Here is a 10,671-nt window from a genome sequence, read left to right on the forward strand (position 1 = left end):
TCATGCCTGTAAGTTCAGATACCTCATCGTGCAAACAGATGAGTAACTGAACAAAAAAATCTATGCTATCTGTGTAGATAGAAACCTCACCCCAACAAAGTTTCCCATAGCTTCCGAATCGGCTTTCTCATCACCATCAACGCGGGGTCGCTGGTGCGTGATTTGTCATGTCCTGCCAGCCGCAAGGCATGTTGCTTGGCCCGCAGTTGTCGGTAGGCATCGGCCACATAATTGGCAAGCTCAGCCGGCACCAGTCCCAGCTCCCCAGCTTTTTTCAACAAGGCAATATTGCCTTTGTTTTTTGTCAGGTCAGGGTGCTTGTTGGCGTAGCCCAGCACCAAGGCCTGCACCATGAATTCCACATCCACCATGCCGCCCAAATCGTGTTTTACATCAAACAGCTCTGTGTGGTTGGGGTGTCCATCCAGCATTTTCTGGCGCATGGTGATCACTTCTTTCTTCACGTCATTCCAGTCGCGGGGCAGTTGCAAAATTTCTTCCCGCAGCGTCTCAAATTTTTTACCAATCTCTACATCGCCCACACAAAAGCGCGCACGGGTTAGTGCCTGGTGTTCCCAAAACCAGGCGCCCACACCGCCTTCGCGGCGTTGATAGTCTTCAAACGATTCCACACTGCTCACCAGCAAGCCAGCTTCGCCGTTGGGTCGCAGTCGAAAATCAGTTTCAAACAAAGTGCCTGCTGCGGTTTGTGTAGTCAGCCAGCGGTTCATGCGCTTGGCCAGTTGGGCATACAAATCTGGGGCGCGGTCATCCTCGTCTTCAAACAAAAAAATCAAGTCCAGGTCGGAGGAGTAACCCAACTCTTTGCCGCCGTGTTTGCCATAGGCCACCACCGCAAACCGAGGTTGTGCGCGGTGCCGTTTCGGCAACTGGTCCCAGGCTCGCTCCAGAATAATTTCGAGTGTGCAATCGGCCAGTTCAGACAACAGGTCCGAGACATGCTCCACTGTCAACAGGTTTTCAAGGTCTTGTGTCAGTACCCGGAATAGTTGCGCATGGTGCTGTTCCCGAATCAGGTCCATTTGACGTTCAAGGTCGGGCTGACCGTCGGGCAATTTGGCTTGGTCGAGCAGTTCACGCAATTGCTGTTTCCATTGAGCAAAATCGGGTGGCGTCAGCAGGGTTCTGCTGTCTAGCAACTCATCGAGCAGCAGTGGGTGTTTGATCAGGAAGTTGGCGGCCCACGGGCTGGCCGCAAGCATTCTGCTGACTCGCATGCGGGCTATTGGGTATTCGTCCAGCAAGCTGAGGTAAGCCCCACGGCGCGATACGGTTTCAATCAGGTCGCAGCAGTAACGCCAGCAGGAGTCTGGTGCCGAAGATGCGCCGGCTGCGGCCAGCAAAGTGGGCATCAAACGGTCAACCCGTTCCCGGTGCGCGCTTGGCAAAGCCTGATAACGACTCGATTCAATCAGGTGTTGATAACGATCTTGCGCAGCTTGAGGGTGTGTGAACCCTTGGGTGAGCGTGTCTGCCCATGGCAGTTCAAGGCTGGGGGTTTCTTCGTCTTCCTGTTTGTCGCCAAACACGACATCAAAGTGGCTCGCCACGTAATCCATGTGGCGGTTCAAAGCCTTCATAAAATTGCCTGGGTCTTGAAATCCCATGGATCGCGCAATGCGCAGCACCTCAGTCGGGCTGGCTGGCAAGCGGTGGGTTTGCGCGTCGTCCACATACTGCAGGCGGTGTTCAAGGTTTCGCAGAAAACGGTAGGCTGCCACCATTCTGTCGTGGTCGTCTTTGGTAATCAGCCCCAACTCCACGCATACTTCCAACACATCAACCGTGCGTCGCAATTGCAGCTTGGGTTCGCGTCCGCCGCGAATCAACTGAAAAGCCTGTGCCGTAAATTCAATTTCGCGAATACCGCCTCGTCCCAGTTTGACATGCACCGAGCCCGGGTGTTGGCTTTCTCGTTTGTTCACTTCATTGCGAATTTGCACATGCAAGGCCCGCAAAGCGCGAATGGATCCAAAGTCCAGGTATTTACGAAACACAAAAGGCCGAACAATGTTGTTCAGGTTGTCCAGGCTTTGCTGAAAAGCCGCGTCTTGCGCCGGGTCTACCGCCCAGTTCACCACGCGGGCCTTGATCCAGGCATAGCGCTCCCATTCGCGGCCTTGCACCACGAAGTACTCCTCCAGCATGTCCAGGCTTACCACCAGTGGGCCTGAGTCGCCATTCGGGCGAAGGCGCATGTCGACCCGAAACACAAAACCTTCGTCGGTTACTTCCGAAATAATCTTGATGACACGTTTGCCCACCTGCGTGAAAAATTCTGCATGGGATTGGGTTTTACCCGTGGGGCCGCCCAGTGTTTCCCCATCCTGGTTGTACAAAAAAATCAGGTCGATGTCGCTGGAGGCATTCAATTCAAGACCGCCCAGCTTGCCCATGCCCACCACCATCATGCAATCGCCATCGGCCGGTTCACCAAAACGCTCAGCCTGCATTTTGTGGCTGAATTTCAGCGCAATTTGTACAGCGGCGTCGGCCAGAAAGGACAAGGCCTCTGTCACTTCGAACAAGTCAACCTTGCCCTGCAGGTCGCGCCGCATGATTTCAATCATGCTTCGTTGTCGTACCAGGCGAAGTTCTGCCATCAGGGCTTTTTCGTCGCTTAACTCCCGCGCTTTCTCCAGCCAGGTTTCAATACAGTTCAAAAGGTGGTCTTCATCGTGCTCGGTGCTGTCCCATTGAGGGAAACGGTTGAGCCAGCGTTTGGCATATTCGGAGTGGGTGGGCCAAACCTGATGATAGAAATCCAGTGGGTCGTTCATGCGTGTCGTAATAAAGGGAAGCTTGGTTCTACAATAGCGTACTACAGGTGTTGACGATTATTCGGGCGGTATTTCTTGCAGGAAGGAACAAACCAGGCACTGGTGCAACAAGTCAAGGGCATCCCCTCGCTTCGGCGTGCAGGGGCGGTGCTGTTTTGGGTGTTGATTGCTGTGTATACCCCACTGTGTATGGCGTTGTTGGCCATCAAGTGGTTGGTGCTGCCTGAAATTGACCGCTACCGTCCCGAAATTCAGCAGTACTTGCAAACCCAAACTGGTACTGCGATCGAAATTGGTCAGATTCAAGCCAGCTGGCGCGGTTTTGGGCCTTTGCTCGAGGTGCGAAACGTTCGACTGCAGCAAGCCAACGGCGAACCAGGTTTCACCGCCGATCAGCTTAAATTAACCTGGTCTTTGCCCAGCATTCTCGCGTTCAACCCCCGTTTGAAGAATCTGGAAGTGCAATCACCGGCGCTCAGTGTAGTGCGCAATTCGCAAGGTGTAATCGAAGTTGCCGGCATACCTTTGGTGGACGATGGCAGCCAGGGCAACCCCGGGCTGGACTGGTTGTTGGCGCAGCAACGTGTGTTGCTAAAAAATGGTGTCTTGAATTGGCAAGATGCCATGGGGCAATTTCCCAGTGCCCAGGCCATCGAAACCGAACTTTTACTGGAAAACGGATTAAGCCGCCACCAGGCGGGTCTTACCTTCAAGTTGCCCGTGCTGGCACAAACACCAGTGAATGCCCGTTTGAACTTTAAAACGCCTTTGTTGGAGCGCCAGCTGGGTGATGTGTCCAAATGGAAAGGCAGTTTTTATCTCAGTGCCTTGGTGGATCAAACTGCACCACTTGAGTCGGTGTTTAAAACCTTCGGTCTGGATGTGGATTTAACCCAACCACAGGGAAAACTCTGGATCGATTTTGAAGACGGTTTTGTGCAGCGTTCATTGCTGGATGCGCGAATCGGGAAATTGCGTTTTTCCAACCCCGAGGTTGATGCTCCACCTTTTGACATGACCAACACCAGCGCATTGGTGGAGGTGCAAGGTCAGCATGCGTTGTTTGAGCCGAATGCCATTTCGATTCGTCAATTGAAAGGCCAGATTGCCGGGCAAAAACAGTTTGGGCCAACCGATTTGTCCCTGAAAAAAGAAGAAGGTGCAGGCGGAGTGGATTGGGGGGTTCAAATCCAGCAACTGGACGCAGCCCAGGCCCAGGCGGTGGTGCTCGAGTTGGGCCCGCACCTGGGGCAGCTTCAACGGCTGGAGCCTTTGAAGTCTTTCGAAGTGGCCGGGCGAATTAACCGTGTTGCACTGGATTGGCGTACCACGGGTAAGAAGCCACACGAGGAGTCAGTCTCGTTCAAGTCCGATGTTGATTTCAGCAAGCTCACCGTTTTGTATCGCGACCCTTCACCAAAATCGAATGGGCGAATCACCGGTTTCAAGAATCTCAGTGGCACCTTCAAAGGCAGTGATTCCAAAGGCGAATGGAGCTTGGTCGGCAATAATTCTGAAATTTCATTGCCCGAAATATTTGCAGCGGAGACCCTGGCGTTCGATTCGATTGAAGGCAGTGGCGCTTGGCGGGATGTATTCACGGCCAATCAGCCAGCAGAATTTTCCGTGGAGCAACTGAAGGTCGCCAATGCTGATTTACAGGCCCAAGTGGCTGGTACTTACCAGTTTCGCCGGGATGAATCGGATGTCATCGATATCAAGGGCACTTTGCCCATGGCCAACCTTGGGCGTGTGGCCAACTATCTGCCATTGGTGGTTGGGGCCAGCGCCCGTGAGTGGCTAACCGAGAATCTAAAAGCGGGAATGGCAAAAAATGGCCAGTTTGAACTGTCTGGCCGCTTGAGCGACTTTCCCTTTGCCGACCCCAAACACCCCGGTGTGTTTAGAATCGACGTGCCGATTGAGAACGGTGAGCTGACTTATGCCCCTGGCTGGCCTGGCATTCAGAAGGTGAACGGCAAGGTATTGTTTATTGGCAAACGCATGTCAATTGAGGCAGATCAAGCTGAAACCGCTGGTGTGGCTTTGAAAGATGTGCAGGCCAGCATTGATAACCTGGATGCTTGGGAACCCTTGCTGGAAATCAAGGGGCAAGGCCAGGGTGAGTTGGGCAAAATGGTGGCCTTTGTGAATCAAAGCCCGGTGCGGGAAATTTTGAATGAGGCGCTGATCAATGCTCAGGTGGAAGGCAACGCCAACCTGGATTTACGCCTGACCATTCCAATTGCCGACCCTGAAAAAACCCAGGTCAAGGGCGATTTGAAATTGAAAGGCAATGCCATTCGAGTGGTGCGGGGCATGCCGATGGTCAGCAATGTGGATGGAGTGATCCAGTTCTCCAACAAAGGTTTGTTTATCGACCAGCTTTTGGGTCAGGCTTTGGGTGGACCTGTGGTGGTCAAAGGCACCACCGATGCCAACGGGCGTATGGAAATTCGTGCCAACGGTACTGCGCGCGCCAAGGGGCTTGCCCAGTATTTGAACCCTCTGAGCGAACCTTACCTCGGAGGTAGCACACCGTATTCAGTGCTTGTATCCACTCGCGAGAATGGTGTGACGGTGGATGTCAACAGCCAATTGCAGGGTTTGGAAGTCAAGTTACCTGCACCTTTTACAAAGAAAACGGATGCCCGTTTGCCATTCAGGCTGAATCAAACTGCCAGTGCGCAAGGCGAACGTTGGCAAGTCGATTTGGGCCCGGATGCAAAACCGCTTGCACAACTCCGAGCAATTGTTCTTGAAGAAGCCGGGCAGGCGGGTATTGATTCCATGCAGTTTGCAATCGGCGCGCCTCTGGCAGCGCCCACTGCTGGAATACAAGGTGATATTCGGGTGCCGGCAATTGATTTGGACACCTGGCGCACCATTTTTAACGATGTCACCTCGGCCTCGGGTAACACAGGATTGATGGGCGAATTGATGGGCGACCCTACCGCGGCCACCAATGTAAAATTAAAGGTGGGTATTCGCACCGAGCGACTGAATGTGGGGAGCAAATCATTTGAAGGTGTATCCGTGGCCGCCCGCACGGTAGAGAAAAGATGGCAGTTCGATGTGAAAGCCAAGGGGGTTGATGGTTATCTCTCCTGGATCTCCGACAAACAAAGGCCAGACGGTGCAGTGTTGGCGCGTTTCAAAACCTTGGCCATTCCCAAAACGCTCGACAGCAACATACGCGATTTGGTTGAAGAACCAGCCTCCAGCATTCCGGCTTTGGACGTGCAGGTGGACAACTTCACCTTGAATGATTTGGTTTTGGGCAACCTGAAATTAATTGCTGTTAACCAAACCCGTGAGGAGCAGGCGCGCGCCGCACTGGGTCAACGCCCGAAAGAGTGGAAGCTGGAAGAACTGCGCATTGAAAACCCCGAATCGATTACCAGGGCCAAGGGGGTTTGGCAGTACGGTGAAAACCTTAAAAATCAGCGCACCGACATTGAAGTCGACCAAACCGTGAAAAATGCGGGAGGCTTGTTAACCCGACTTGGCATGGCCGGGGTGTTTCAAGGTGGCGAGGGTACGCTGGTTGGGCGGTTGCGCTGGAATGATGCCCCCACGAACATTGACTATGGCAGCTTGAGCGGGCAATTCAAGTTGAAAAGCAGCAAAGGGCAGTTTTTGAAGGCAGACCCTGGAGTTGCCAAATTGCTGGGTGTGCTTTCTTTGCAAAGCATTCCACGTCGTTTCACGCTCGATTTCAAAGACGTATTTTCTGAGGGTTTCGCCTACGACACCATGGAGGCTGATGTGGCCATGAAGGAGGGCATTGCCAGCACCCAGAACTTCAAAATGACCGGGCCCAGCGCCACCGTGTTGATGGACGGAAAACTGGACCTGGAAAGCGAAACACAAAACCTGAATGTGGTGGTGTTGCCCGATTTGAATCCCACGGGCGGATCGCTGATTTACTCGGTGATTGCAGCCAACCCGGCTGTGGGAATCGCATCGCTGATTGCTGACTTTGTCCTGAAAGATCCGCTGTCGAAAATCTTCTCGTTTCAGTACAAAGTGAGCGGCCCTTGGGTGGCCCCGGTGATTGAGCGTGTGCGCAAGGGCGATGCAGTTACCCCGCCCACCAATGATCCCAACACAAGGAATTAGCATGAGCAAATCCATGACCGTGGCAAGCTTGCAAATGATTGCAACCCCCGACCTTGAACGGAACCTGGATATTGCGCAACGCTTAATTGGGCAGGCTGCTAGGCAAGGTGCGCGCATGGTGCTGTTGCCAGAGTATTTTTGCCTGATGGGACACAAAGACACCGACAAACTGGCGATTGCCGAGCCTTTCGGCAACGGTCCTATTCAACAATTTCTGATCGACCAGGCGGTGGTGCGCAACCTGCACATCGTGGCAGGCACCCTGCCAATTGCCAGCGGCGTCGACGGCCGCGTGTACAACACAACCCTGGTATTCAATCCCCAAGGTGAATGCACGGCCCGCTACGACAAAATTCACCTGTTTTGTTTCACCAAGGGGCAGGAAAGTTACGATGAAGCGCGGGTTTTACTTCCCGGAAAAACACCGGTAGTGGCTGATGTAGACGGCTTCAAAATCGGCTTGTCAGTGTGCTACGACCTGCGTTTCCCTGAACTTTACCGCGCCATGGGCCCAGTGGATTTGATCGTGATGCCCGCAGCATTCACTTACACCACTGGGCGCGCCCACTGGGAGGTGTTGATGCGTGCCCGCGCCATTGAAAACCAGTGTTACGTGCTGGCTTGCGGCCAAGGTGGTGTGCATGAGAATGGGCGCCGCACCTGGGGCCATTCCATGTTGGTGAACCCGTGGGGCGAGGTTGAGAATGTGCTGGAAGAAGGCGAAGGGGTCGTGCTGGGTCAGCTTGACCCTGCTAAGATAGTTGATGTGCGAAACAGCTTGCCCGCACTTACGCACCGCGTGCTTTAAAGGATTCAACATGAAAGTAGTAGACCCCGCCATTTCCAACCTGGCCATTGCCCAAAGCCTGTTGTGGACCCCCTACGGTATCGACGAAGGTCACATTCAGAAGGCCTTTGGTGAAATTTTTTCCCACAAAGTTGATTTTGCTGACTTGTACTTTCAGTACGGCTGCATTGAAGGCTGGTCACTCGATGAAGGCATTGTGAAATCGGGCAGCTACAACATTGAACAAGGTGTGGGTGTACGCGCGGTCAGCGGTGACAAAACAGCATTTGCTTATTCCGATGACATCGCCTTCAAACCCATTCTGGCGGCTGCCAAATCGGTGCGCGAAATCGCAAGCCTGGGAAAAACAGCCAATCGAAACCTGAAAACAGGCAAGGGCTTCGCGGGTGCCGAAAGCCGTGCACTTTACAGCCCCTTGAACCCGATTCCAACGCTGACATCGACAGAGAAAGTTGATTTGCTCAAGCGCCTTGAGCAATTTGCCCGCAAACGCGACAAACGCGTGAAGCAAGTGATGGCGAACATCGTGGGTGCTTATGACGTGGTGCTGGTCGCGCGCAGCGACGGCGTTCTGGCCGCCGATGTGCGCCCCTTGGTGCGCGTGAATGTCAGCGTGGTGGTTGAACAAAAAGGCCGCCGTGAAACCGGTTCATCGGGTGCTGGTGGCCGGTATGACTTTGGCCATTTCAACGATGCCTTCCTGATGCACCATGCACACACTGCAGTGGATCAGGCCCTGATCAATCTGGAAGCCCGCCCTGCGCCTGCCGGTTTGCAGACCGTGGTACTGGGTTCTGGCTGGCCCGGTATTTTGTTGCATGAAGCGATTGGTCATGGCCTGGAAGGCGACTTCAACCGCAAGGGCAGTAGCGCATTTTCAGGCATGATCGGCCAACGCGTAGCAGCCAAGGGCGTGACCATTGTGGACGATGGCACTTTGGCCAGCCGCCGGGGTTCTTTGAACATCGACGATGAAGGCAACAAAACCCAGTGCACCACTTTGATTGAAGACGGTATTTTGAAAGGCTACATTCAAGACATTACGAATGCACGGCTTATGAAAATGCCGGTGACCGGCAACGGTCGCCGCGAGAGTTTTGCCCACTTGCCCATGCCCCGCATGACCAACACCTACATGTTAAACGGCGACAAAACCCCCGAGGAAATTATCGCCAGTGTGAAAGACGGTGTGTATGCAGTTAACTTTGGTGGTGGCCAAGTGGACATTACCAGCGGCAAGTTTGTGTTTTCAGCGTCGCTGGCCTACAAAATTGAAAATGGCAAAATCACTTACCCACTCAAGGGCGCTACCTTGATTGGCAACGGTCCGGAGTCGCTCACCAAAATTTCAATGGTGGGCAATGACATGGCGCTTGACGATGGCGTAGGCACCTGTGGCAAAGAAGGCCAGAGTGTACCCGTGGGTGTAGGCCAGCCTACCCTTCGAATTGATGGCCTGGTCATGGGTGGTACGCAGTAACGGGTCAGTGAGGGGTCGCCAAGCGGTATAAGGCATCAAATTTCCTGATATTTCAGTGGGATGCCAACCACAGCCGCTCGCGACTTGTTAGAATTTCGCTCAGCGCGCTTGCGGAGCGGCCATGAATTGATTACATTTAAAAGATGAACACGAATTTCGCGCACTCTTTTTATTCTTTTTTTGGCTTCTTTGCCTGGTTTGGGCAAGCGGCGGAAGAGGGTTGTGCGTAAAAACACATAGTTCAAACAGATCCCAAAACCGCCAGGCCTGAACCTCCTGGCGGTTTTTTTTTGAACCGACACTTTGAACAAAAAGCGCGCCAGCATTCAGGAGAATTGGCATGAACACGGTAACAGACGACTTGAGAATCAAAGAAATTAAAGAACTGATCACCCCTGCGGCGCTAATCGCAGACGTGCCCATTACCCCTGCAATCGCCGACACAGTCGCAGGTTGCCGTTCAGCCCTGCACAAAATTTTGCATGGCGGCGATGACCGCTTGATCGTAGTGATGGGGCCTTGCTCCATTCATGACGTAAAAGCAGCCATGGAATATGCCAACAAGTTGAAGGTGTACCGCGAAAAGTACGCTGAAGACCTGGAAATCGTGATGCGCGTTTACTTCGAAAAACCCCGCACCACTGTGGGTTGGAAGGGCTTGATCAACGACCCCAACCTGGATGGCAGCTTCGAGATTAACAAAGGCCTGCGCATGGCCCGTGAAGTACTGTTGAATATCAATGGCTTGGGTTTGCCCGCGGGTACCGAATTTCTCGACATGATCACCCCCCAATATATTGCTGATTTGGTCAGCTGGGGTGCTATTGGTGCGCGCACCACTGAAAGCCAGATTCACCGTGAGCTGTCATCGGGCCTCAGCTGCCCGGTCGGCTTCAAGAATGGCACTGACGGCAATGTAAAAATTGCAGTGGATGCCATCAAGGCCGCGCAACATCCGCATCACTTCCTGAGTGTGACCAAAGAAGGTCGTAGCGCGATTGTCAGCACTTCCGGCAACGAAGATTGCCACATCATTTTGCGTGGCGGAAAAGGTCCGAACTACGACGCAGCGTCTGTGGAAGCCGCAGCGACTGACATTGGCAAGGCAGGTTTGGCCGCTCGCATCATGATTGATGCAAGCCATGGCAACAGTAGCAAGGTGCCCAAAAACCAGGTTGGCGTGTGCGAAAACATTGCTGAACAACTGGCTGCGGGCGATGCTCGCATCATGGGTGTGATGGTTGAAAGCCACTTGGTGGAAGGTCGCCAAGATTTGGAGCCTGGCAAACCGCTGACCTATGGTCAAAGCATTACTGATGGCTGCGTGGGTTGGGATGACAGCCTGCAAGTCCTTGAAACTTTGGCACAGGGTGTGCGCAAGCGCAGGCTTGCACAGGTTGCTTAAAGTAAGCGCTTCAAGCCGGGTTAAAGCGATTGCTGCAGGTACAATTAAACGCCTG

At 53.4% G+C, this 10,671-nt stretch carries 5 protein-coding genes; 4 read left to right on the forward strand and 1 reads right to left on the reverse strand.

The features are described from left to right. Positions 1-86: 86 nt before the first annotated feature. Entirely contained in the window at positions 87-2,801 is a 2,715-nt protein-coding gene (glnE, locus tag LMED105_RS09395) for a bifunctional [glutamate--ammonia ligase]-adenylyl-L-tyrosine phosphorylase/[glutamate--ammonia-ligase] adenylyltransferase (protein ID WP_008250548.1), read from the reverse strand. A gap of 75 nt (positions 2,802-2,876) precedes the next feature. On the opposite strand from glnE, the gene LMED105_RS09400 reads away from it, so the two are divergent. The 4 genes from LMED105_RS09400 (at position 2,877) to aroG (ending at position 10,616) form a co-directional block, all read left to right on the forward strand. Beyond that, entirely contained in the window at positions 2,877-6,923 is a 4,047-nt protein-coding gene (locus tag LMED105_RS09400; protein ID WP_008250549.1) for a YhdP family protein, read from the forward strand. A 1-nt stretch (position 6,924) separates the two neighbouring features. Next, on the forward strand, positions 6,925-7,731 hold the full coding sequence (locus LMED105_RS09405) for a carbon-nitrogen hydrolase family protein (protein ID WP_040513076.1): 807 nt from the start codon (positions 6,925-6,927) through the stop codon (positions 7,729-7,731). A gap of 10 nt (positions 7,732-7,741) precedes the next feature. Further along, a complete protein-coding gene (tldD, locus tag LMED105_RS09410) occupies positions 7,742-9,211 on the forward strand; it encodes a metalloprotease TldD (protein WP_008250551.1) in 1,470 nt (489 codons plus the stop codon). 340 nt (positions 9,212-9,551) lie between these two features. Then, positions 9,552-10,616: a 3-deoxy-7-phosphoheptulonate synthase AroG gene (gene aroG, locus LMED105_RS09420; RefSeq protein WP_008250553.1), complete on the forward strand. Its 1,065-nt coding sequence runs from the start codon at positions 9,552-9,554 to the stop codon at positions 10,614-10,616. Positions 10,617-10,671 lie beyond the last annotated feature (55 nt).

Source organism: Limnobacter sp. MED105 (assembly GCF_000170915.1).
In the GTDB taxonomy this organism is placed as follows: domain Bacteria; phylum Pseudomonadota; class Gammaproteobacteria; order Burkholderiales; family Burkholderiaceae_B; genus Limnobacter.

Coding starts and splice junctions, on each gene's coding strand:
- LMED105_RS09405 (WP_040513076.1), top strand. CDS start 6,925: ATGAGCAAATCCATGACCGTGGCAAGCTTGCAAATGATTGCAACCCCC.
- tldD (WP_008250551.1), top strand. CDS start 7,742: ATGAAAGTAGTAGACCCCGCCATTTCCAACCTGGCCATTGCCCAAAGC.
- aroG (WP_008250553.1), top strand. CDS start 9,552: ATGAACACGGTAACAGACGACTTGAGAATCAAAGAAATTAAAGAACTG.
- glnE (WP_008250548.1), bottom strand. CDS start 2,801: ATGAACGACCCACTGGATTTCTATCATCAGGTTTGGCCCACCCACTCC.